Origin of the sequence: Streptomyces griseoluteus (assembly GCF_004784465.1) — a bacterium.
Taxonomy (GTDB): Bacteria; Actinomycetota; Actinomycetes; order Streptomycetales; family Streptomycetaceae; genus Streptomyces; species Streptomyces griseoluteus.
In genome coordinates this window covers 24,643-47,570 of sequence record NZ_SRRU01000002.1, presented here as the reverse complement: position 1 = coordinate 47,570, position 22,928 = coordinate 24,643, and the positions used below count along the sequence as shown (strand labels likewise).

The 22,928-nt window shown below is 72.4% G+C and carries 21 protein-coding genes; 7 read left to right on the top strand and 14 right to left on the bottom strand.

Features of this window, described 5'->3' with window-relative positions; translation table 11 throughout:
• Positions 1-55 precede the first annotated feature (55 nt).
• Complete coding sequence (locus tag E5082_RS05635; RefSeq protein WP_135790178.1) at positions 56-700, bottom strand: TerB family tellurite resistance protein; 645 nt, start codon at positions 698-700, stop codon at positions 56-58.
• Between the two features lie 190 nt (positions 701-890).
• Positions 891-2,612: a 2-isopropylmalate synthase gene (gene leuA, locus E5082_RS05630; RefSeq protein ID WP_135790177.1), complete on the bottom strand. Its 1,722-nt coding sequence runs from the start codon at positions 2,610-2,612 to the stop codon at positions 891-893.
• Positions 2,613-2,938: 326 nt separating this feature from the next.
• Between leuA and E5082_RS05620 the strand changes: the two genes are divergently transcribed.
• From E5082_RS05620 to E5082_RS05610, 3 genes are all read left to right on the top strand, one after another.
• A complete protein-coding gene (locus E5082_RS05620; RefSeq protein ID WP_135790176.1) occupies positions 2,939-4,012 on the top strand; it encodes a M4 family metallopeptidase in 1,074 nt (357 codons plus the stop codon).
• Positions 4,013-4,035: 23 nt separating this feature from the next.
• Positions 4,036-4,302, top strand: a complete 267-nt coding sequence (locus tag E5082_RS05615) for a protealysin inhibitor emfourin (protein ID WP_130333712.1) — start codon at positions 4,036-4,038, stop codon at positions 4,300-4,302.
• Positions 4,303-4,370: 68 nt separating this feature from the next.
• A complete protein-coding gene (locus tag E5082_RS05610) occupies positions 4,371-5,687 on the top strand; it encodes a GH1 family beta-glucosidase (protein WP_135790175.1) in 1,317 nt (438 codons plus the stop codon).
• 19 nt (positions 5,688-5,706) lie between these two features.
• Here E5082_RS05610 and era read toward each other — a convergent pair whose 3' ends face one another.
• Positions 5,707-6,660: a GTPase Era gene (era, locus tag E5082_RS05605; protein WP_086691134.1), complete on the bottom strand. Its 954-nt coding sequence runs from the start codon at positions 6,658-6,660 to the stop codon at positions 5,707-5,709.
• A 180-nt stretch (positions 6,661-6,840) separates the two neighbouring features.
• Here era and E5082_RS05600 point away from each other — a divergent pair, with 180 nt between their 5' ends.
• Positions 6,841-8,127 carry an ammonium transporter gene (locus E5082_RS05600; RefSeq protein ID WP_135790174.1) on the top strand — a complete coding sequence of 429 codons (1,287 nt, stop codon included), beginning with the start codon at positions 6,841-6,843 and terminating at the stop codon, positions 8,125-8,127.
• Entirely contained in the window at positions 8,124-8,462 is a 339-nt protein-coding gene (locus tag E5082_RS05595; RefSeq protein WP_135790173.1) for a P-II family nitrogen regulator, read from the top strand. The genes E5082_RS05600 and E5082_RS05595 overlap by 4 nt, the downstream gene beginning before the upstream one ends.
• A 21-nt stretch (positions 8,463-8,483) precedes the next feature.
• On the opposite strand, the gene E5082_RS05590 is transcribed toward E5082_RS05595, so the two are convergent.
• Both E5082_RS05590 and E5082_RS05585 read right to left on the bottom strand, forming a co-directional pair.
• A complete protein-coding gene (locus E5082_RS05590) occupies positions 8,484-8,834 on the bottom strand; it encodes a cytidine/deoxycytidylate deaminase family protein (protein ID WP_135790172.1) in 351 nt (116 codons plus the stop codon).
• Positions 8,831-9,688, bottom strand: coding sequence for a helix-turn-helix transcriptional regulator (locus tag E5082_RS05585; protein ID WP_135790171.1), 858 nt, complete (start codon positions 9,686-9,688; stop codon positions 8,831-8,833). The genes E5082_RS05590 and E5082_RS05585 overlap by 4 nt, the downstream gene beginning before the upstream one ends.
• 121 nt (positions 9,689-9,809) lie before the next feature.
• Between E5082_RS05585 and E5082_RS05580 the strand changes: the two genes are divergently transcribed.
• Positions 9,810-11,219, top strand: coding sequence for an MFS transporter (locus E5082_RS05580; protein WP_135790170.1), 1,410 nt, complete (start codon positions 9,810-9,812; stop codon positions 11,217-11,219).
• Positions 11,220-11,221: 2 nt separating this feature from the next.
• Here the strand turns inward: E5082_RS05580 and E5082_RS05575 are convergent, their stop codons facing one another.
• The 8 genes from E5082_RS05575 to E5082_RS05540 form a co-directional block, all read right to left on the bottom strand.
• Positions 11,222-12,241 (bottom strand): S66 family peptidase, encoded by a 1,020-nt coding sequence (locus tag E5082_RS05575; protein WP_135790169.1) that lies wholly within the window; start codon positions 12,239-12,241, stop codon positions 11,222-11,224.
• A gap of 44 nt (positions 12,242-12,285) precedes the next feature.
• Positions 12,286-12,645 (bottom strand): MmcQ/YjbR family DNA-binding protein, encoded by a 360-nt coding sequence (locus E5082_RS05570; RefSeq protein ID WP_135790168.1) that lies wholly within the window; start codon positions 12,643-12,645, stop codon positions 12,286-12,288.
• Positions 12,642-13,940: a hemolysin family protein gene (locus tag E5082_RS05565; RefSeq protein ID WP_135790167.1), complete on the bottom strand. Its 1,299-nt coding sequence runs from the start codon at positions 13,938-13,940 to the stop codon at positions 12,642-12,644. Before E5082_RS05565 ends, E5082_RS05570 begins: the two co-directional genes overlap by 4 nt.
• A gap of 16 nt (positions 13,941-13,956) precedes the next feature.
• A complete protein-coding gene (ybeY, locus tag E5082_RS05560) occupies positions 13,957-14,454 on the bottom strand; it encodes an rRNA maturation RNase YbeY (RefSeq protein WP_030814839.1) in 498 nt (165 codons plus the stop codon).
• 12 nt (positions 14,455-14,466) lie between these two features.
• Positions 14,467-15,519: a PhoH family protein gene (locus E5082_RS05555; protein WP_135790166.1), complete on the bottom strand. Its 1,053-nt coding sequence runs from the start codon at positions 15,517-15,519 to the stop codon at positions 14,467-14,469.
• A gap of 965 nt (positions 15,520-16,484) precedes the next feature.
• Positions 16,485-17,636, bottom strand: a complete 1,152-nt coding sequence (locus E5082_RS05550) for a carbohydrate kinase family protein (protein ID WP_135790165.1) — start codon at positions 17,634-17,636, stop codon at positions 16,485-16,487.
• A gap of 108 nt (positions 17,637-17,744) precedes the next feature.
• On the bottom strand, positions 17,745-19,025 hold the full coding sequence (locus tag E5082_RS05545; protein ID WP_135790164.1) for a glucarate dehydratase family protein: 1,281 nt from the start codon (positions 19,023-19,025) through the stop codon (positions 17,745-17,747).
• Positions 19,022-19,972 (bottom strand): 5-dehydro-4-deoxyglucarate dehydratase, encoded by a 951-nt coding sequence (locus E5082_RS05540; RefSeq protein ID WP_135790163.1) that lies wholly within the window; start codon positions 19,970-19,972, stop codon positions 19,022-19,024. The genes E5082_RS05545 and E5082_RS05540 overlap by 4 nt, the downstream gene beginning before the upstream one ends.
• A 556-nt stretch (positions 19,973-20,528) precedes the next feature.
• On the opposite strand from E5082_RS05540, the gene E5082_RS05535 reads away from it, so the two are divergent.
• The gene (locus E5082_RS05535) at positions 20,529-21,920 is read left to right on the top strand and encodes an MFS transporter (protein ID WP_229918684.1); all 1,392 of its coding nucleotides are present in this window, start codon (positions 20,529-20,531) and stop codon (positions 21,918-21,920) included.
• On the opposite strand, the gene E5082_RS05530 is transcribed toward E5082_RS05535, so the two are convergent.
• Positions 21,921-22,925 (bottom strand): adenosine deaminase, encoded by a 1,005-nt coding sequence (locus E5082_RS05530; protein ID WP_135790162.1) that lies wholly within the window; start codon positions 22,923-22,925, stop codon positions 21,921-21,923.
• Positions 22,926-22,928 lie beyond the last annotated feature (3 nt).

Sequence of the window (22,928 nt, the reverse complement as noted above, 5' to 3'; positions counted from 1 at the left end):
AGGTAAGACCGCGATGCTCAACGCCAAAGGGCTCCCGCGCGTCACGCCCCCTTGCTCAGGAGGGCATGCGAGCCGCCGTCAGGACCCGTTCGACCACCTCGGCGGGGAGCAGGAGGGCCTCGCCAGCCGTGGTGAGGGCGGTGTGTTCGGCGGGGGTGTAGGGGCCGTCGGCGAGGGCGATGAGGGCGGCGTCCAGGAGGAGGGACTCGCGGCCCGGCGCGGCCAGGTGGGGGGCGAGGGCGGTCAGGGGGACGCGCGGGTCGCCGCCGTCGAGGGTCAGGGCGAGGCGTTCCGCAGCGTCCTCCTCGCAGCCCGCCGCGCGGACGGTCCCGGCCGCCGTCTCCAGCGCGGCCCGCGACCCGGTGCCCCCCGCGGCCAGCACGGAGACGGCCACCGCGTGGACCGCGTCGCGGAGCAGGACGGAGAGCCGGCGGGTGGTGGGGTGGTCGAGCGTCTCGACGCCGAAGCGGTGCAGACAGGAGGCGCACTCCACGACCGGCCCGGCCGTCCCGCGCGCCAGCACGGGCACCCCGAGCACGGTGAGACGGGTGCGGCCGGTGAGGCGCTGGTAGTTGCGGTCGCCGCCGCAGCCGGGGCAGAAGAACTCCCCCTCGCCCCGGGGCGTCCAGGCGGTGCGGGAGCCCAGGATGTGCCGGACGAACCCGGTGGCTCGGCCGTCTCGTCCCCGTACTGGCAGCACGTCGCACCTCCGCACGTAACCACGCGGCAACATCGCCGCGTGGGCGTGATGTTAGCCACATCACGGAGCCCGAGTCAGCACCCCGGACGAGACCGGCCCGTGACCTGGGGCGTTCCCTGGCCGGAAGACGACGGTGCCCCGGCCGCCGTATACAGCGGCCGGGGCACCGAAGCGCCGGGTGGGGGCGGGGTCAGCGGGTCGCGCGGTTCACCGCGGAGACGACCGCCTTCAGCGACGCACGTGTCGTGTTCGCGTCGATGCCGATGCCCCACAGCACCTTGTCGCCGACCGCGCACTCGATGTAGGAGGCAGCCTGCGCGGACGCGCCCTCGCTCATCGTGTGCTCCTGGTAGTCCAGCAGGCGTACGTCCACGCCGACCGACTGCAGCGCGTCGAAGAACGCCGAGATCGGGCCGTTGCCGGTACCGGTCAGCACGGTGTCCTCGCCGTCCACCGTCGCCTCCACGGTCAGCGTGTCCACGCCGTCCGTGTCGGTGGTCGACTGGCCGGTACGGACCTGGATGCGGCCCCAGGGGTTGTCCGGGTTCGGCAGGTACTCGTCCTGGAAGGCGGCCCAGATGTCGCGCGGGGTGATCTCGCCGCCCTCGGCGTCCGTCTTGGCCTGGATGATCTTCGAGAACTCGATCTGCATCCGGCGCGGCAGCTCCAGCTTGTGGTCGTTCTTCAGGACGTACGACACACCGCCCTTGCCGGACTGCGAGTTGACCCGGATCACGGCCTCGTAGGAGCGGCCGACGTCCTTGGGGTCGATGGGCAGGTACGGCACCGCCCACTCCAGCTCGCCCACGCCGACACCCCGCGCGGCCGCGTCGGCCTCCATCGCGTCGAAGCCCTTCTTGATGGCGTCCTGGTGGGAGCCGGAGAAGGACGTGTAGACCAGGTCGCCCACGTACGGGTGGCGCGGGTGGACCTCCATCTGGTTGCAGTACTCCCACGTGCGACGGATCTCGTCGATGTCGGAGAAGTCGATCTGCGGGTCGACGCCCTGCGAGAACAGGTTCATGCCCAGGGTGACCAGGTCGACGTTGCCGGTGCGCTCGCCCTGGCCGAACAGGCAGCCCTCGACGCGGTCGGCGCCGGCCATCAGCGCCAGCTCGGCGGCGGCCACGGCGGTACCCCGGTCGTTGTGCGGGTGCACGGACAGGACGACGTGCTCGCGGCGGGACAGGTTGCGGTGCATCCACTCGAACCGGTCGGCGTGCGTGGACGGGGTCGAACGCTCCACGGTGGCGGGCAGGTTGAGGATGATCTCGCGGCCCGGACCGGGCTGGTAGACGTCCATCACCGCCTCACAGACCTCCAGGGCGAAGTCCAGCTCGGTGTCGGTGAAGATCTCCGGGCTGTACTGGTACCCGAACTCGGTCTCCGGGCCCAGCAGCTTCTCCGCGTACTCCACGACCAGGCGGGTGCCGTCGACCGCGATCTGCTTGATGTCCTCCTTGGAGCCCCGGAAGACCACCCGGCGGAAGACGGGCGCGGTGGCGTTGTACAGGTGGACGGTGGCGCGGCGGGCGCCCTTGAGGGACTCCACGGTCCGCTCGATCAGGTCCTCGCGGGCCTGGGTGAGGACGGAGATCGTCACGTCCTCGGGGATCGCGCCCTCCTCCTCGATGATGGAGCGCACGAAGTCGAAGTCGGTCTGGCCGGAGGCGGGGAAGCCGACCTCGATCTCCTTGTAGCCCATCTTCACCAGCTGGTCGAACATCCGGCGCTTGCGCTCGGGCGACATCGGGTCGATCAGCGCCTGGTTGCCGTCGCGCAGGTCGGTGGAGAGCCAGCGGGGGGCCACGGTGACGCGCTTGCCGGGCCAGGTGCGGTCGGGGATGTCGACCTGCTCGTACTGGCCGTAGCGCTGGAACGGCATGGGGCTGGGCTGCTGGCGGTTCGCCATGATCGCGTGGGCTCCTCGGAAAGTCCTTGGGACGGCCGACGACGCAACGCCAAAAGCACCGCGGGGAGGGGGTCGGCCTTGCTTACAGGCCCTCGCCGCGGCAGCTAAGGAGAAGCAGCCCGAAACGCATGATGCTGTGCAGCCTAGCCGAGGGCCGCCGGGCGCGCGGGGGCGTATCAGCATGCGGAACCGGTACGGGTGACGTGGGCCCTTGGTGAGGGTCCATACCACTCGGTGACGGGGAGTGACGAGAGATATCACCGTATTTCATCAATCGCGGTTACAGCTAGTGACTTTGACATCGCTCAGTGCGACCATTTGTTGGCATGACGACCAACGGGGGCCATGAGCCCGTCTTCTGCACGATCGTGCCGCCGCACCTCCTCGACAAGCTCGCGCGCGACTCCGACCCGGCGCTGTCCGGCCCGGCCCGCCGCTCCCTGGAGCGGGACGCCCTGGAGCGCACCCGCCGCCGGCTGACCACCGTGATCGGCGGGGGGCAGCCCGCTGCCGCCGCCGCGCCCGCCGACGGGGACCAGCCGGACCGCACCATCTTCGACGCCGGGCACAAACAGCACCTCCCCGGCAAGAAGGTCCGCACCGAGGGCTCCGAGCCGGGCTCCGACGCCACGGTCAACCGGGCCTACGCGGGCCTGGGCGCCACCTTCGAGCTGTATCTGAAGGTGTACGGCCGCCGCTCCATCGACGGCCAGGGCCTCCCGCTCAACGCCACGGTCCACTTCGACAAGGACTACGACAACGCCTTCTGGAACGGCGAGCAGATGGTGTTCGGTGACGGGGACGGCGAGATCTTCCTCGACTTCACCATCCCGGTCGACGTCATCGGCCACGAACTCACCCACGGCGTCACGCAGTACACCGCCAACCTCGCCTACTTCGGCCAGTCCGGCGCGCTCAACGAGTCGCTGTCCGACGTGTTCGGCTCGCTGATCAAGCAGTACACGCTCCGCCAGACCGCCGCCGACGCGGACTGGCTGATCGGCGCCGGCCTGCTCGCCCCGCGCGTCCAGGGCCAGGCCCTGCGCTCGATGAAGGCACCGGGCACCGCGTACGACGACGACGTGCTCGGCAAGGACCCCCAGCCCGCCGACATGCAGCACTACGTCCACACCGGCCGGGACAACGGCGGCGTCCACATCAACTCCGGCATCCCCAACCACGCCTTCTACATCGCGGCCACCGCGATCGGCGGCTACGCCTGGGAGAAGACCGGCCAGATCTGGTACGACGTGCTGACCGGCGGCCGGCTCAAGGAAGACGCCCAGTTCGACGACTTCGCCACGCTGACCGTGAGGGCCGCCCGCGAGCGGTTCGGCGCGGGCGCCGAACTCCAGGCGGTGCAGAAGGCGTGGGAGGAAGTGGGGGTGGAGACGCTGTAGCCGCCGTGCCGGACACTGGGGCCATGCGTATCCAAGTACGGCGTACGGGCGGCTTCGCGGGCATCGAGCGGCAGGCGGAGGTGGACACGTCGGGGCGCGCCGACGCGGCGGAGTGGCGCACCCTGGCCGACCAGGCCCTGGCCGCCGCACCGGGCACCCCGGTACCGGGTGTCCCGGACGGCTTCCACTACGAGATCACGGTGGACGGCCACACCGTCCACGCGGCCGACCCCCGGCTGACCGAGGCCCAGCGGGAGCTGGTGTCGCGGGTGCTGAAGGAGGGGGCCTAGGGGGTGTCTTGTCGGCTTGACCGACGCGGCGTTGACGCGGCGGGGGCCGGGTGCGGATGATCCGGCCCATGGTGACGGACGCGCACGGCCCTCTCCCCCGCTTCCCCGACGGCTTCCTGTGGGGGGTGTCGACCTCCGCGCACCAGATCGAGGGCGCCGCCGACCTGCGCGAACCCTCCGTGTGGGACGTGTTCGCCGCCGAGCCGGGCCGGGTGAAGGACGGCTCCACCGCCGCCGTGGCCTGCGACCACTACCACCGCTACCCGGAGGACGTGGCCCTGCTGGCCGGCCTCGGCGTGGACGCGTACCGCTTCTCCGTCTCCTGGCCGCGTGTGAACTCCCCCGGCGGGCCGGACTTCTACGACCGGCTGGTGGACGCGCTGTGCGAGGCGGGGGTCCAGCCGGTGCCGACGCTGTTCCACTGGGATCTGCCGGCCGGGCTCGACTGGCTGGACCGGGACACCGCGTACCGGTTCGGTGACCACGTCTCCCGTGTCGCGGACCGGCTCGGGGATCGCGTACCGCGCTGGATCACCCTCAACGAGCCCGCCGAACACACCCTGTTGGGTCACGCGCTGGGCACCCACGCCCCCGGCAAAACCCTGCTCTTCGACGCGCTGCCGGCCGCCCACCACCAGCTCCTCGCGCACGGCCTGGCGGTACGGGCGCTGCGCGCGGCCGGGGTGACGGACATCGGCATCGCCAACTCCCACTCCCCCGTCGAGCCCGCCTCCGCCGACCCGGCGGACGTGAAGGCGGCCGCCTTCTACGACCTGCTCCTCAACCGCCTCTTCGCCGAGCCCGTCCTGCTGGGCGCATACCCGGACGGCACGGCCGCGTTGATGCCCGAGGGCGTCGAGGACGACCTGCGGATCATCGCGGAACCGCTGGACTGGTACGGGATCAACTACTACGCCCCGGCGCGCGTGGGTGCCCCCCAGGACAAGCCCACCGAGTTCGGCGGTGTGCCGCTGCCCGCCGAACTGCCCTTCTCCCTCCGCGACTTCGAGGGTGTCCCGGTGACCGACTTCGGGTGGCCGGTCGTCCCCGGGGCACTGACCGGCCTGCTGACCGGACTCCGGGACCGCTACGGGGACCGGCTCCCGCCTCTCGTCATCACCGAGAACGGCTGCTCGTACGAGGGGCTGGACGACCAGGACCGCATCGCCTACCTGGACGGCCATGTCCGCGCGGTCCATGCCGCGCTCACCGAAGGGGCCGACGTGCGCGGCTACTTCGTGTGGTCGCTGCTGGACAACTTCGAGTGGGCCGAGGGCTACGCCCGCCGCTTCGGCCTGGTGGACGTGGACTTCGCCACCCTGCGGCGGACCCCGAAGGCGTCGTACCGCTGGTACCGGGATCTGCTGCGGGCGCAGCGGGGCTGAACGGTCAGCAGGTGAGGGCTCAGAAGCCGAGCTTGCGGAGCTGCTTGGGGTCGCGCTGCCAGTCCTTGGCGACCTTCACGTGCAGGTCGAGGAAGACGGGGGTACCGAGCAGGGCCTCGATCTGCTTGCGGGACTTGATGCCCACGTCCTTCAGCCGCTTGCCCTTGGGGCCGATGATGATCCCCTTCTGGCTGGGCCGCTCGATGTAGACGTTGGCGTGGATGTCGAGCAGGGGCCGGTCGGCCGGGCGGTCCTCGCGCGGGAGCATCTCCTCCACGACGACGGCGATGGAGTGCGGCAGCTCGTCGCGCACGCCCTCCAGCGCGGCCTCCCGGATCAGCTCCGCGATCATGACCTGCTCGGGCTCGTCGGTGAGGTCGCCCTCGGGGTAGAGCGCGGGGCCCTCGGGGAGCAGCGGCACGATCAGGTCGGCCAGCAGGCCCACCTGCTTGCCACCGGTCGCCGACACCGGCACGATCTCGGCCCACTCGAAGCCCAGCTCCTTGCCGAGCTGGTCGATGGCGATGAGCTGCTCGGCGAGGGTCTTGGAGTCGACCAGGTCGGTCTTGGTGACGATGGCGACCTTGGGGGTCTTCTTGATCCCGGCCAGCTCCTTGGCGATGAAGCGGTCGCCGGGGCCGATCTTCTCGTTCGCCGGGAGGCAGAAGCCGATCACGTCGACCTCGGCCCAGGTGGTGCGCACCACGTCGTTCAGCCGCTCGCCCAGCAGGGTGCGCGGCTTGTGGAGGCCGGGGGTGTCGACCAGGATCAGCTGGGCGTCGTCCCGGTGCACGATGCCGCGCACGGTGTGCCGGGTGGTCTGCGGCTGGTCGGCGGTGATGGCCACCTTCTGCCCGACCAGAGCGTTCGTGAGGGTGGACTTGCCCGCGTTGGGACGGCCCACGAAACACGCGAAGCCTGCGCGGTGGGCGTTCTCGCCCGACCGCTCGGATGACTGGGTACGAACGCTCATGCCGACCATTCTCCCTGATCCGCGAGCCCGTGCCGCACGGGCGTCCGCCACACCCCCGCGACCAGCGTCCCAGGGCTCCGGGACGGGCCGAAACCTGGTGGAAACGCCCCTGTAGGCGACCGGAAACGCGCACCCGTGACCCTCTGACGAGCCCGCTCCCCCGGATCACTGGAGACGCCCGTGACTCTCGCCGCCGCGCACGCGGACAGCGGTGACACCGCCTGGCTGCTCGCCGCCACCGCCCTGGTGCTGCTGATGACACCGGGCCTGGCCCTGTTCTACGGCGGCATGGTCCGCGCGAAGAGCGTCCTCAACATGCTGATGATGAGCTTCGTGTCCATCGCCCTGGTCACCGTGGTCTGGCTGGTGGCCGGCTACTCCCTCGCGTTCACCGGCGACCTCGGCGGCGGGCTGATCGGCGGGCTGGAGAACGCCGGGATGGCCGGGGTGGGCCCGGCCGGTCTGCACGGCACGGTACCCACCCTCCTGTTCGCCACCTTCCAGCTCACCTTCGCCGTCATCACGGCCGCCCTGATCAGCGGCGCGGTGGCGGACCGCACCCGGTTCGGGGCCTGGCTGGTGCTGGTGCCGGTGTGGACGCTGCTCGTATACGTTCCGGTGACGCACTGGGTGTGGGGGCCGGGCGGGTGGATCGGGCAGAAGCTGGGGGCGCTGGACTTCGCCGGCGGTCTGCCGGTCGAGATCACGTCCGGGGCCTCGGGGCTCGCGCTGTGTCTGGTGCTCGGACCCCGGCTGGGTTTCAAGAAGGACGCCATGCGGCCCCACAGCCTGCCGATGGTGATGCTCGGTGCCGGGCTGCTGTGGTTCGGCTGGTTCGGCTTCAACGCGGGCTCCGCGCTCGGCGCGAACGGGCTCGCCGCGGCCGCCTTCCTCAACACCATGGCCGCCGGCTGCACCGGCCTGCTGGGCTGGCTGCTGGTCGAGCAGAAGCGGGACGGCCATCCCACCACCCTGGGCGCCGCCTCCGGCGCGGTCGCGGGGCTGGTCGCCATCACCCCGTCCTGCGGGACGGTCTCGCTGCTCGGCGCGCTGGCCGTCGGCCTGGCCGCCGGTGTCGTCTGCTCGTACGCGGTGGGCTGGAAGTTCCGGCTGAACTACGACGACTCCCTCGATGTCGTCGGCGTCCACCTGGTCGGCGGGGTGATCGGCACGCTGCTGATCGGCCTGTTCGCGGACAAGGCCCTGACCGGCGGCGCGGAGGGGCTGCTGTACGGCGGGGGACTCGGGCTGCTGGGGCGCCAGCTCGTCGCGGTCCTCGCGGTCGCCGCGTACGCCTTCGCGGTGACGTACGGGCTCGGCAGGCTGCTCGACCGCACGATCGGGCTGCGCGCGAGCGAGGAGGAGGAACGCACCGGGCTCGACCTTACGGTGCACGCCGAGACGGCCTACGATCACGGGGTCCTGGGCCATGGCGCCCCCGTCCGGAAAGCCGAGAGCCCCGCATGAAGCTCATCACCGCCGTCGTGAAGCCCTACCGTCTGGACGAGGTGAAGTCCGCCCTCCGCGACCTCGGCATCGACGGCCTCACCGTCACCGAGGCGAGCGGCTACGGCCGCCAGCGCGGCCACACCGAGGTCTACCGGGGCGCGGAGTACGTGGTGGATCTCGTCCCCAAGGTCCGCCTGGAGGTGGTCGTCGAGGACGCGGTGGCCGAGGAGGCGATCGACGCCATCGTGGAGGCCGCGAGGACGGGCAGGATCGGGGACGGCAAGGTGTGGTCCGTGCCGGTGGAGACGGTGGTGCGGGTCAGGACGGGCGAGCGGGGACCGGACGCGTTGTGACCGGTCCCCGGACTGGGGGCGTCAGTCAGTCGTGACGGTCGACTTGACGACACCGTCAGGACCGGCGAGCAGCACAGGCGTACCCGCACCCCCGAGGTCGGCCACCGCGGCCAGATCCTCCGCCGGAAGATCCTCCGCCGCGCTGACGACGGCCGCCGCCTCCAGGGACTCCGCTCCGGACGCCACCGCCATGGCGACAGCCGTACGCAGCGCGCTGAGCTGAAGCGAGGGGAGGGACACGGTCCCGGCCGCATACGTGCGGCCCGTGGAGTCCCGTACGGCGGCCCCCTCCGGGACCCCGTTCCGTGCCCGCACCGACCGGGCCAGGGTCACGATCTTGCGGTCCTCTGGATCAAGCTCGTTCTCGCTCATGCCCCGAGCATACGAACCCCGTCGGACCCGTTCGCCAGCCACTCCAACTTCGCCGCGGTGTCCGCCTCCGGCAGCGGGGTGTGCAGCACGATCAGCAGGTCGGGCCGGGCCGGTACCTGCATGGCCGTGGACTCCACCGCCAGCAGCCCGGCACGGGGATGCATCAGCTCCTTGCGGATCTGCCCCTGGTCCTCGATGTCCCGCTCGGCCCACAGCGCGTTGAACTCCGGGCTGACGGCGCTCACTTCGGCCAATACCGCCCGGAACCCCTCGTCCTCGGGGTGCGCCGCGCAGGCCGCCCGGAACTGCGCGACGACCGTACGCGCGTTGGTCTCCCAGCTCAGCGTGCGGCTGCGGAACAGCGGGTCGGCGAAGAAGTCGACCAGGCAGTTCCGAGGGGTGGACCCCTCCCCCATGCCGAACACCGCGGTCGCCGCCGCGTTGTACATCACGCAGTTGTAGTAGCGGTCCATGATGTGCGCGGGGTACGGCATCCAGGTGTCGATCAGCCGCCGCAGCCCGTCGCACATGTCCCGCCGTCCCGCGACGACTTCGGGCGCGGGCGGGTTGAGGCCGGCCAGCCGATAGAGGTGCCGCACCTCGGCGTCGCTCAGCCGCAGCACCCGCGAGACCGCTTCGAGCACCTGCGGGGAGACGGAGATGTCCCGCCCCTGCTCCAGCCACTGGTACCAGGAGGCGCTCACCCCGGCCAGCACCGCGACCTCCTCCCGGCGCAGGCCGGGCGTGCGGCGCCGGGCCCCGCCGAGCGGGAGTCCGGCCTCCTGCGGGGTGATCCGGGCACGCCGGGACACCAGGAACTCCCGCAGCTCGGTGCGCCGTTCATTTCTCGGCATGCTCGTCACGCTCGCCGTCGCAGCCACGTCCCCGTCCCCCTCGTCGCCGTGTCTGGTGGTGCCACCACCACCATAAGTTCCGACTCCCCACGTTTCTTCCGGCCGCCGGAAGCTCTTTGCCATGGCGATCGACACCCCAGTCCCCGTAACTCCCCCCACCGACCTGCCCGTCGGCCCCGTCCGGCTCTCGGCGCGTGACCGGCTCGTCCTGTTCGTGCTCTGCGCGGCCCAGTTCATGGTCGCCCTCGACTTCTCGGTGCTGAACGTGGCGCTGCCCGAGCTGGGCACCGGCCTCGGCATGAGCCGCACAGCGCTGCAGTGGGCGGTCACCGCGTTCGCGCTGCCGTCCGGCGGTTTCCTGCTGCTGTCCGGCCGCGCCGGCGACCTCTTCGGCCGCCGCAGGCTGTTCCTCACCGGGCTCACCCTGTTCGGCGCCGCCTCGCTGCTGGCGGCCCTGGCCTGGGACCCGGCGTCCTTCCTCACCGGCCGCGCCCTCCAGGGGCTCGGCGCGGCGGCGATCGTGCCGACCGGGATGTCGCTGCTGACGACCACCTTCCCCGAGGGCCCGGCCCGCGACCGCGCGCTCGGCATCTCCGGAACGCTGCTGTCGCTGGGCTTCACCACCGGCATGATCGCGGGCGGCGCGCTGACCGACGCCTTCGGCTGGCGCTCCACGATGGCGCTGCTGGCCGTGTTCGCGCTGATCGTGCTGCCGCTCGCGCCGGGGCTGCTGCCCGAGTCCCGTACCCCCGAGTGCCCCCGGCTGGACGTGCCGGGCGCCGTCACCGTCACCGCCGGTCTGCTGGCCCTGATCTACGCCCTGTCCACCGCCGCCGCCCGGGGCTTCGGCCGGGCGGACGTACTGACCGCCCTGGTGGCCGGGCTTGCGCTGCTGACCGCTTTCGGGGTGATCGAGTCCCGTACGGCCGCGCCGCTGGTCTCGCTGCCGATGCTGCGCCGCCGCACGGTGGCGTGGGGCAACCTGGGCGGGCTGGTCACCTTCTCGATGATGTCGGCCGTGGTGTTCGCCCTCACCCTGTACCTCCAGGAGGTGCTGCGGCTGTCGGCGTTCGAGACGGGGCTGGTCTTCGGGGTGCAGGGCGTGCTGTCGGCGGTGGCGGGCGTGCTGGCGCCGAGGGTGATCGGCCGGTTCGGCGCCCGGCGCACGCTGGCCGGCTCGCTGACCGGGCAGGGGCTCCTCACCGCCGCCCTGCTGCCGCTGAGCGCCGGGGGCTGGTCGGTGTGGCTGGCCGTGACCGCCGTGTCCCTGGCCAGCATGTGCCACCTCGGCGCGATCATCTCGTACGGCCTCACCGTCACCTCGGGTGTGGCGGACGGTGAACAGGGGCTGGCGACCGGGCTGGTGACCTCCACCCAGCAGGTCAGCCTCACGGTCGGGGTGCCCCTGCTGGGCGTGCTGGCCACCACCACCGACGACCTGCTGGCCGGAGTCCACACGGTGACCGGCCTGTCCGCGGCGATCGTGCTGGGCGCTGCCGCCCTGATCGCCCTCGGGCTGCGCAGGGCCTGACCTCAGTCCAGGGTCTGGGTGATCGCGCTGCGCGCGGCCGAGTGCTCCACGCGGCCGCGCGCGCCGTTGACCAGCGGAAGGTACGGGGCGACATGCCCGCACTCCACGTCGGCGACGATCGGCACGCCCAGCGGGCCGAGCGCGTCGAGCACCGCCTCGTGCTGGGTCAGGGTGGAGCTGTCCGGGGCCTTGGTGCGGCCGACCAGGATCGCGGCGGCCCGGTCGAAGAACCCGGCGAGCCGCATCCCGTGCAGGTTCCGGCAGATGCTGAAGGCGCTGTCCTCACAGGCTTCCACGTACACCAACAGCGGCTCACCGGGCGCGAGTCCGGCGGTGTCCAGGTACGGGGTCCCGGCGAGGTTGGCCAGGATCTCGACGCAGCCGCCGATCAGCCGGCCACTCACGTCCACGTCCCCGGTGCCGTCCAGCCGGGTCCAGGTGCCCTTGGTGTCCAGCCTCGGATCACGGACACCGGGGTGGCGGACGAAGTCGTCCCAGCCGCCGGAGCGGTACCGGCCGGGCGGGGTCTGGGTGAACGGGCCGCCCTGGGGCGCCTCCACGATGTCCAGCCAGGACAGCAGGCCCTCAGAGGTCTCGTAGGGGGTCTCCATGAGGTTGTTGCCGTGCACGGTGGGCAGCCCGGAGCGCAGGGTCAGGGGCGCGAGCAGGCCCGAGATGTCGGAGTAGCCGACGACCCAGGTCGGCTCGGCCCGGCCGATCTCCGCGAAGTCCAGCAGCGGCAGCAGGTCGGTGCCGGTCTCGCCGCCCCACGGGGGCACCACGGCCCGGATCCCGGGGTCGGTGAGCATCGCGGTGAATTCGGCGGCCCGCTCGGCGGCCGGGGCGCTCACATGACCGGAGCCGTCCATGCACCGGCCGACCGTCACCTCGTACCCGCGCGCCTTCAGGTCGGCCACGGCCACGTCGAGCCGGCCGCGCAGGGCGTCCGGGACCCCGCTGGAGGGCGAGGTCACGCCGATACGGTCTCCGGGGCGCAGGGGGCGCGGGTAGCGAGGGTTCATGCGGCAGATTCTGACACGGGGTCACCGGGAGCCCGTAGGGATTTTCAGGGGCGGTCGAGTTTCAGCCGCTCGGCCCTGGGCAGGCCCGCCACGACGAGGTCGTAGGAGTCCTCGACCAGTTCCTTGACCAGGGCGTCGGGCAGGCCGGCGTCCACCGTGACGGTGTTCCAGTGCCGCTTGTTCATGTGGTAGCCCGGCACGATCAGGCCCTCGTGCTCGGCGCGGAGGCGCTGGGCGTCCTCCGGGTCGCACTTGAGGTTGACCGTCAGGGGCCGCGCGTCCAGTGCCGTGAGGGCGAACATCTTGCCCAGCACCTTGAAGACCGAGGCGTCCGGGTTGAAGGGGAACTCCTCCTCCACCGCGTTGAAGGACAGGCAGAGGGCGCGCAGCTCCTGGGGCTTCATTCCGTGCTCTCCTCCCGCGCCGGGACCCCGGCGGGCTCGACCAGTACCGTCACGATCTTGTTCCGGCGTCCGGCGGCGGCCTCGGCGGTCAGCTTCAGCCGTCGCTCGTCGGGCAGTTCGACCTCGGCGCTCGCGCCGGCGATGGGCACGCGGCCCAGGGCCTTCGCGAGCAGTCCGCCCACGGTTTCCACGTCCTCGTCGTCGTACTCCTCCAGCCCGTACAGCTCGCCGAGGTCGGTGATGTCCAGGCGGGCGGTGACCCGGTGGCGGCCCTCGCCGAGGTCCTCCACGGGCGGGAGCTCACGGTCGTACTCGTCGGTGATCTCGCCGACGATCTCCTCCAGGATGTCCTCGATGGTGACGATCCCGGCCGTGCCGCCGTACTCGTCGATGACGACGGCGACGTGGTTGCGTTCCTTCTGCATCTCGCGCAGCAGGTCGCCCGCGTTCTTGGTGTCGGGGACGAAGACGGCGGGGCGCATCGCGGTGGAGACCAGGTCGTTCTCGGCGTCGCGGTTGATGTGCGTCTTGCGGACCAGGTCCTTCAGATACACGATGCCGACGATGTCGTCCTCGCTCTCCCCGCTGACCGGGATGCGGGAGAACCCGGAGCGCAGGGCGAGGGTGAGGGCCTGCCGGATGGTCTTGTACCGCTCGATGACGACCAGGTCGGTGCGCGGGACCATCACCTCCCGGACCAGGGTGTCGCCCAGCTCGAAGACGGAGTGCACCATGCGGCGCTCCTCGTCCTCGATCAGCGACTCCTGCTCGGCGAGGTCGACCATGGCGCGCAGCTCCGCCTCGGAGGCGAAGGGGCCGCGCCGGAAGCCCTTGCCGGGGGTGAGGGCGTTGCCGATGAGGATGAGCAGCGAGGGCACGGGGCCCATCACGCGGGCCAGCGGCAACAGGACGTAGGCGGCCGCGGTGGCCGTGCTCAGGGGATGCTGGCGGCCGATGGTGCGGGGCGAGACGCCGACGGCGACGTACGACACCAGCACCATCACCGCGATGGCGACCAGCAGGGCCTGCCAGGTGGCGTCGAAGGCGCGCAGGCAGGCGTAGGTGACGAGGGCGGCGGCGGCCATCTCGCAGGCGACGCGGACCAGCAGGGCCACGTTGAGATAGCGGGTGGGGTCGGCGGCGACCTGCGCCAGCTTGGCGCTGCCCCGGCGGCCGGACTTGACGGCCTCCTCGGCGCGGAAGCTGGAGACGCGGGCGATGCCCGCCTCGGCGCAGGCGGCGAGCCAGGCCACGACGATCAGCGCGACCGCGCCGACCACGATCTGCGGACTCATCGGGGTACCGGCCGCCCTACGAGACGGTCGGCGCCGGGGACGGCCCGGTCAGGCCGCGCTCGGCCCGCCAGCCGTCGACGATGGCGGCCTGGAGGCCGAACATCTCGGCCTTCTCGTCCGGTTCCTCGTGGTCGTAGCCGAGGAGGTGCAGGACGCCGTGGACGGTGAGGAGCTGGAGTTCCTCGTCCATGGAGTGCTGGGTGGGGGCGTCCTTGCCCTGCTGGGCCGCGACCTCCGGGCACAGGACGATGTCGCCGAGGAGGCCCTGCGGGGGCTCCTCGTCGTCCTTGCCCGGCGGGCGCAGTTCGTCCATCGGGAACGACATGACGTCCGTCGGTCCCGGCAGGTCCATCCACTGGATGTGGAGCTGCTCCATGGCGTCGGCGTCCACGACGATCACCGACAGTTCGGAGAGCGGGTGGATGCGCATCCGGGCGAGCGCGTAGCGGGCGATGTCGAGCACCGCCTGCTCGTCCACCTCGGTGCCGGATTCGTTGTTGACGTCGATCGACATGGTCGTGCTGGTCTACTTCCCCTTGGAGCCCTTGGCGCCGGTCTTGCCCGTGCCGTCGTGGCTGTCGTACTTCTCGTACGCGTCGACGATACGGCCCACCAGCTTGTGCCGGACGACGTCCTGGGAGGAGAGGCGGGAGAAGTGGACGTCCTCGACGCCCTCCAGGATGTCCTGCACCTGGCGCAGACCGCTCTTGGTGCCGCCGGGGAGGTCGACCTGGGTGATGTCACCGGTGATGACGATCTTCGAGTCGAAGCCGAGGCGGGTGAGGAACATCTTCATCTGCTCGGGGCTGGTGTTCTGCGCCTCGTCCAGGATGATGAAGGCGTCGTTCAGCGTGCGGCCGCGCATGTACGCGAGCGGGGCGACCTCGATCGTGCCCGCCGCCATCAGGCGCGGGATCGAGTCGGGGTCGAGCATGTCGTGCAGCGCGTCGTAGAGCGGGCGCAGGTACGGGTCGATCTTCTCGTACAGGGTGCCGGGCAGGAAGCCGAGGCGTTCGCCGGCCTCGACCGCGGGGCGGGTCAGGATGATGCGGTTGACCTGCTTGGACTGGAGCGCCTGTACGGCCTTCGCCATGGCGAGGTAGGTCTTGCCGGTACCGGCGGGGCCGATGCCGAAGACGATGGTGTGCTTGTCGATGGCGTCGACGTAGCGCTTCTGGTTCAGGGTCTTGGGGCGGATCGTGCGGCCGCGCGAGGACAGGATGTTCTGCGTCAGCACCTCGGCCGGGGTCTCGGGGCCGTCGCTCGTCCCGTTGTCGCTCGCCTTGAGCATGGCGATCGAGCGTTCCACTGCGTCCTCCGTCATCGGCTGCCCGGTGCGGAGCACCAGCATCATCTCGTCGAACACGCGCTGGATGAGGGCGACTTCCGCCGGGTCGCCGACCGCGCTGATCTCGTTGCCCCGGACGTGGATGTCGGCCGCCGGGAAGGCCTTCTCGATCACGCGCAGGAGGGAGTCGCCGGAGCCCAGCACGGTCACCATCGGGTGCTGTGCGGGAACGCTGATCCGTGCTCTCGCCTGGTCCTGCGCGGAGGTGTGAGCTGTCGGTGTCTGAGTCATGGGCCGGCGCTGATGGCCTGCGATTCCTCCTCATCCCGGCCACCCCCAACGGCGGCCTCGGCTCCTCCAGCCTACGCCGCTCCCCCGTCAACCCCGCAGCGGTTTTCACCCACGAGAGTGCCTGCGGCGCCTCGGCGGGTGAGGAGGGTCATCGGCGGGGCCGCACGAGAAGGTGCCGGTCTGTCGGCGGACGCCGGGGAGGAGCGGCGCCTCGGCGAGTGGCCGGGTGGTCGGCGGGGCCGCACGAGAAGGCGCCGGTCTGTCGGCGGGCGCCGGGGAGGAGCGGCGCCTCGGGGGATGGCGGGGAGGGGCGGCGCCTCGACGGGTGGCCAGGTGGCCGACAGGGCCGCACGAGAAGGCGCCGGTCTGTCGGCGGGCGCCCAGGAGGGGGGCGCCTCGGCGGGTGGCCGGGTGACCGACGGGGCCGGACGAGAAGGCGCCGGTCTGTCGGCAGGCGCCGGGGAGGGGCGGCGCCTCGGGGGTGGCCGGGTGGTCGGCGGGGCCGCACGAGAAGGCGCTGGTCTGTCGGCGGGCGCCGGGGAGGGGCGGTGCCTCGGCGGGTGGCCGGGTGTTCGGCGGGGCGGGCGGGCAGGTGTTGCGGTCCCGGCACGAGCCGGTGGGCGAGGGGGAAGGGTGCGGCGCCTTGGCGGGTGACGGAGCGAGCAACGTGTGGCTCCCGGCCGGTGCCGAGCGCCTGCGGCGGAGCAGGCGCTGTCGGCCCGCGCCTCCGTGGGCCAGCACGGCCGGTGGCGCCCCGGTCCCTACGGCGCGACGGCGCAGCCGGGCAAGGTCAGACCGTGCCACCGCTGCTCCGACGGCCCACCTCGCGGCCGCCTGCGCCTGGACTCGTCGGACGGCGAGCGACGCAGGGCGGCCGGCGTGGGGCGCCGACCGGCATTCGGCTCCCTCGTCGGCAGGCCGGGCGGCTCCGGTGGCGAGTCCCTCGGGCCAGGTCGCCGGAGGCGTTACGTGTTGCGGCCGAAGCCGATGGTCGGGACAGCTCGGCGGAGGGGCCAGGGGCGGTCCAGGTGGGTGGGGATCAGGGGGTCCAGGAAGGCGTAGCGGCGCAGGGCCGCCGGGTTCTGGGTGTCGAGGGACTGGACCCGGCGCCACCAGGCGCCGATCTCGGACCAGCCGGGGGCGGAGAGGGAGCCGCCGAATTCCTGGACGGAGAGGGCGGCGGTGAGGCCGGCGAGGGCGAGACGGTCGGCGAGGGGCCAGCCGGCGAGGGTGCCGGTGACGAAGCCGGCCACGAAGACGTCCCCGGCGCCGGTCGGGTCGAGGGCCTCCACCGCGATCGCGGGCACCTCTGCGGTCTCGCCGGTGCGCCGGTCCACCGCGTACGCGCCCTCCGCGCCGAGGGTGACGACCGCGACCGGTACGTGCTCGGTCAGGGCGTGCGCGGCCGCCTTGGGGCAGCTCGAACCGGTGTACCGCATCGCCTCCTCCGCGTTGGGCAGGAACGCCTCGCAGTGCTCCAGGTCGGCGAGCCCGGCCAGGTCCCAGGCACCGGTGTCGTCCCAGCCGACGTCGGCGAAGATCCGGGTGCCCTTACGGGCGGCCTGTGCGATCCAGGGCGCCCGGCGCCCCGGCGTGAGCGAGGCGACGGCGGCCCGCGCGGGCGGCGGGCAGTCGGGCGCGGGCTCCTCCGGGGGCGGCTCGTGGCCGTGGGAGATCATCGTGCGCTCCCCCTCGTACGCCATGGAGACGGTCACCGGCGAGTGCCAGCCGGGCACCGTGCGCGAGGGGGTGAGGTCGATGCCCTCGCCCCGCGCGAGCGCGTCCCAGCAGTACTCCCCGTAGTGGTCGTCCCCGAAGGCCGCGGCCAGCGAGGTCCGCAGGCCGAGGCGGGCCAGGGCGGCGGCCATGTTGGCGACCCCACCGGGGCTGGAGCCCATTCCGCGGGCCCAGGACTCGGTACCGCGCACGGGGGCGGTGTCCAGGCCGGTGAAAACGATGTCGAGGAAGACGGTGCCGGTGAGGTAGACGTCCCAGGGCGGATCGCCGGGGGCGCGCAGCGCCGCCAGCGGGTCGACCTGGGCCTGGTGGCGCGCTGTCTGGGTGAGGTGCTCCGGGTCGCCTCCGGTTTCCTCTCCGGCGATCGCGTGGGTCGGCATCAGTGCGGGCTCCCTGACGTGGTACGGATCTGGCCAGTGTGCACCACTGACCGGCCGCCGACCGAGGGGCCGGCGGCCGGAATCCGATGGTTACGGGGGCTCGCGGGGTCACCAGCGGGGCATCACCGGCGTCCGCCAGTCCGCCACCGCGACCCGCATCGCCGCGCTGTCGTCGCGGTCGCGCAGGGGGCCGTCGGCCGTCGCCCAGCGGTGGTGGAGACGGGCGAGGGCGTCGCGGTCGAGGTCGACGCCGAGGCCGGGGCGGTCGGAGACCGTGACGTGGCCGCCGGTGAACGGCACGCGCTCGGTGAGCACGTCCTCGGCCTGCCACGGGTAGTGGGAGTCGCAGGCGTGGTGCAGGTTCGGCACGGTGGCGGCGACCTGGGTCATCGCGGCGAGGCTGATCCCGAGGTGGGTGTTGGAGTGCATGGACACCCCGACCCCGAAGGCCGCGCAGACGGCCGCGAGGTGGCCGGTGTTGCGCAGCCCGCCCCAGTAGTGGTGGTCGGAGAGCACCACCTGCACGGCGTCCCGGCCGAACGCCTCCTTGATCTCCCCGAACGTGGTCACGCACATGTTGGTGGCCAGCGGCACCCCGGTCCGCGCGGCCACCTCGGCCATGGCGTCGGTGCCCAGCACCGGGTCCTCCAGGTACTCCAGCAGGCCGCCGAGTTCGTCCGCCACCTTCAGCGCGGTCGGCACCGACCAGGCCCCGTTGGGATCGAGCCGCAGCGGCCGCCCCGGGAACGCCTCGGCGAGGGCACGTACCGCCGCGACCTCCTCCTCCGGCGCGAAGACCCCGCCCTTGAGCTTGAAGGAGGAGAACCCGTGCCGCTCGGACAGCGCACGGGCCTGCGCGACCACCCCGTCGGGGTCGAGCGCGGCACCCCACTCGTCCGCGTCCGACCCGGGATGCGCGGCCCACTTGTAGAAGAGGTAGGCGCTGTACTCGACGGAGTCCCGCAGCTTCCCGCCCAGCAGCGCGTGCACGGGCAGCCCGAGCGCCCGGCCCTGCGCGTCCAGGCAGGCGACCTCGAAGGCGGACAGCACGGACAGCCGGAGCTTGTCGGCGCTCTGCACCCCGCGCAGCCCGCCCGCGTCGACCGCACCCCGCACCCGGCTCTCGTCCACCGCGAGGTCGAGCGAGAACAGCCCGTTCACGTCCGTGACCGAGCGTCCGACGAGCCTGTCGGCCAGCGGGCGGGCCAGCTCCAGGTACTTGGTGTCGCCGTAGGTCTCCCCGAGCCCGGTCGCCCCGCCCGCCGTGACCACCTCCACGATCAGCCGGGGGGTGTACGGCTGGTGCACGCCCTGGGTGTTGAGCAGCGGCGGGTCGGCCACCAGGACCGGGGTCAGCCGCACCTCGGTGACGGTCAGCTCCGGGATCACAGGGCGGCCCCCACGAGACCGAGTCCGGCGGCGAGGAGGTCCTTGAGCGCGGCGAGGTCGGCGGCCGAGGGGTCGGCGAGGGGCGCCCGTACGGGCCCCACGCGCGCGCCCCTGAGCCGGGCCGCGGCCTTGACCAGGGAGACGGCGTATCCGGGCATCCGGTCGCGGAGTTCGACGAAGGGGACGTAGAAGCCGCGCAGCAGCCGGTCGGCCGTGTCGTCGTCCCCGGCGCGCAGCGCGGTGCGGAAGGCGCCGGCGACCTCGGGGGCGAAGGCGTGGACGGCCGAGGAGTACGCGGGCACGCCGATGGCGGTGTAGGCGCGGGCCTGGACCTCGGCGGTGGCGGCGCCGTTGAAGAACAGGAACTCCTCGGGCGCGGCCAGGGTGAGCCGCTGGAGGCGGTCGAGGTCGCTGTGCCCGTCCTTGAGCCCGATGACGTTCGGGATGGCGGCGATGTGCCGCAACGATTCGACGGTGTAGGCCACTTGGTCCCGTTGGTAGGCGATGAGCGGGAGCCGGGTGCGGGCGGCGAGGTGGGCGAGCTGGGCGAGAAGCCCCTCCTGCGGGGCGGCGACGAGATAGTGCGGCAGTACCAGCAGGGCGTCCGCTCCGGCCTCCTCCGCGATCCGGGCGAAGCGCGCGGCCTGCGCCCAGCCGTAGCCGGTACCGGTGACGACGGGGACCCGCCCGGCCGCCTCCTCGACGGCGACGGTGACGACCTGGCGGTACTCGTCCTCGTCCAGGGAGAAGAACTCCCCGGTGCCGCAGGCGGGGAAGAGGGCGCCGGGGGTGGCGGCGAGGCGGTCGGCCACATGGGCGCGGCAGCCCTCGCGGTCGAGGGTGCCGTCCTCGTGGAAGGCGGTGAGCGGGAAGGAGAGCACGCCCGCCGCCATCCCCTCCCGCAGCCGCCGGGCCACGTCCTGCGGAGCGCCGCTCACCCGCACCATCTCCTCTTGTGAATGCCGTCCACGTATGAGAACAGAGGCTAGGTACACGTACCGAGGCCGTCAATGGGGCGGCGGGCGGGGCGGGTTGCGCACGGACAGAGGGAGCACCCAGGAGTGCGCGGAAGCAGGCGGGCGCGGAGCGGGAGCGCGCAGCAAAGAGCCCCACCCCGCTCGGAAGCGGGATGGGGCTCTGTTCGGAGCGCCGGGCAGGCCTTGCACCTGCATTTCCCCGCAGGAAGCGGGGCGTCTTTCCTTGGACCACCAACGCACTGTCCGCCACCGGGAGTTCCGGCGACCGCGACGTGAACAACCATAGCGCATCCCGGAGTTCTGTGCGATCACCGTCCGAGCGTTCGAGAGCGAAATCGATCGTGCCTACCCGCCGCGACACGAGTCAAACGTGATAGTGATCTGAATCACGTCGGCCCGGCTTCTTCTCGAAACCGCGTGCTTGATACAACTTGCTCGCGCGTTCCCGTCGAACAGACGGCCGTCGCCCTTCCCCTCCGTTTCACTCCTCGTCGAGCTGTCGCTCACGCCTGCCCTGGGAACGCCCGTGTTCGCCCCCCGCTCCATGCCCTGGCCCCTCGTCGCCCTTTTCACGGCCGGGTACCTCGCCTCGTATCTGCTGCCGACCACGGTCGGCCGTCTCGACAGCGCGCTGCCGCTGTCCGCCACCCAGGCCGGCGCCATCGGCAGTGCCCTGCTGCTGAGTTCGGCCTCGGCCGGGTTCGCTCTGGCCGCCCGCGTGGACCGGTTCGGCGCCCGTGCGCTCGCGCGGCTGGGGATCGTCCTGGCCGTCCTCGGCTACGGCTCGGCCGCCCTCACCGACTCCGTGCCCGCCGTGGTGCTGGGCGCGGTCGTCGGCGGATTCGGCTCCGGCATGATGACGGCGGTCGCCGCGAGCGGCATCGCCGCCGGACGCGACCCGCACCGGGCCACCACGTCCGGGCTGCTCGTGGTCTCGGCCCTGGCGGGCGCGCTCTATCTGACGATCCCCCGCCTGGGTCCGGGCCACGGGCTGCCGCTCGGCGCGGTCGCGCTGACCGCGCTCGCGGTGTGGCCGTTCACCGGCCGCCTGCCCGCCCGTACCGCCCCGGTGACCGGCCCCGACGGCGTACGCCGGCCGCTCCCCCACCGCCGGGCCGGGCTGCTGCTGGCCGCGACGATGCCCTGCTGGTCGCTGGCGCAGAACGCGCTGTGGGGCGTCAGCGGGCACATCGGCCTCGGGCAGGCGCACCTCACCGAGATCACGGTCGGCGCGGTGTTCGCCATAGCGCTCGGCGCCGGTCTGCTGGGCGTGGTCGGCGCGGGCGCCCTCGGCCCCCGGCTGGGCCGCGCGCTGCCGATCGGTCTCGGCACGGCGCTGATCGCGGGCTGCATCGCGCTCAGCGCCTCGGCCACCGACCTGCCGTCCTTCGCGCTGGGCGAGATCGCGTGGAACCTCTGCTACCCGGTGGTGCTGTCCTACGTGATCAGCCTGGCCGCCGCGCTCGACGCCCGCGGCCGCTGGGCGGTCCTGGTCGGCTCCGCCGCGTCGCTGGGCACGGCGGCCGGCCCGCTGACCGGCAGCGTGCTGTCCGCTCGCGCGGGCTTCCCGGCGATGGGCGAGGTCCTGGCGGCGGTACTGCTGCTGGCGGCCGTCCCGATGACCGCGGTCGCCCTGCGGACGGCACCCCGCCGCCTGCGGGTGGTGGAGATCCCGATCGCGGCCGCCCCGCGCACCGAGGTGGTTGCCGTCGGCGAGGTCCCGCCGGCTCCGTTCCAGGACCTCCCCCTCGTGGAGATCTCCCTGCCGGAGACCCCCCTCCCGGACGCGGCCGGCAAGGACGTCCGGGCCGGGGAGATCCTGGTCGGCGGAGCCACCGTCCGGGACCTGTCCGCCAAGGGCATCCCGGTCGTGCAGATCCCCTTCACCGACACCTCCGGCGCGACCGTCCCCGCGTGACTACGCCCGCCCCTGCGGGAATTCGTACGCCTCGACCTCCGCCAGGTACCGCGCCCGGCGGGGTTCGTCGTCCTCCAGGAAGGAGGCGAGGAAGGAGTTGCGGGCCAGCTCGCGCAGCCGGTCCCCGGTCAGGCCGAGGGTCTGCTGGACGGCGGCGAAGTTGTCGCCCGCGTAGCCGCCGAAGTAGGCGGGGTCGTCGGAGTTCACCGTGCACATCAGCCCCGCCTCCAGCATCGCCGGGAGCGGATGGTCGGCCAGCGTGTCGATCGTGCGCAGGCGGACGTTGGACAGCGGGCACAGGGTCAGCGGGACGCGCTCCCGGACCAGCCGCTCGACCAGTGCCGGGTCCTCCACGGAGCGCAGCCCGTGGTCGATCCGCTCCACCCCGAGCAGGTCGAGGGCCTGGACGACGTACTCCGGCGGCCCCTCCTCACCGGCGTGCGCCACGCGCCGCAGGCCGAGCGCGGCGGCGGCCTCGTAGACCTCGCGGAACCTCTCCGGCGGGTTGCCCACCTCGGCGGAGTCCAGGCCGACCCCGGTGATCCGGTCCAGGTACGGCCCCGCGGCGTCCAGCGTGGCGAGCGCCGACTCGGCGGACTCGTCCCGCAGGAAACACATGATCAGCCTGGTCGAGACGCCGTGGGTCTCCTCGCTGCGCCCCAGCGCCCGCCACAGCCCCTCGATCACGGTCCCCATCTCCACCCCGCGCGCGAGGTGGGCCTGCGGGTCGAAGAAGATCTCCGCGTGCCGCACACCCTGCGCGGCGGCGCGGGCCAGATAGGCGTCGGCCAGCTCCTCGAAGTCCCGCTCGGTGCGCAGGACGGCCATCAGCTCGTAGTACAGGTTCAGGAAGGACTGGAGGTCCTCGAACCGGTACGCGTGACGGAGGGCCTCGGTGTCGGCGTAGGGAAGCTCCACGCCATTGCGCTCGGCCAGACGGAACGCAAGCTCGGGCTCCAGTGTGCCTTCGATGTGCAGGTGCAGTTCAGCTTTGGGGAGGGGCATCGA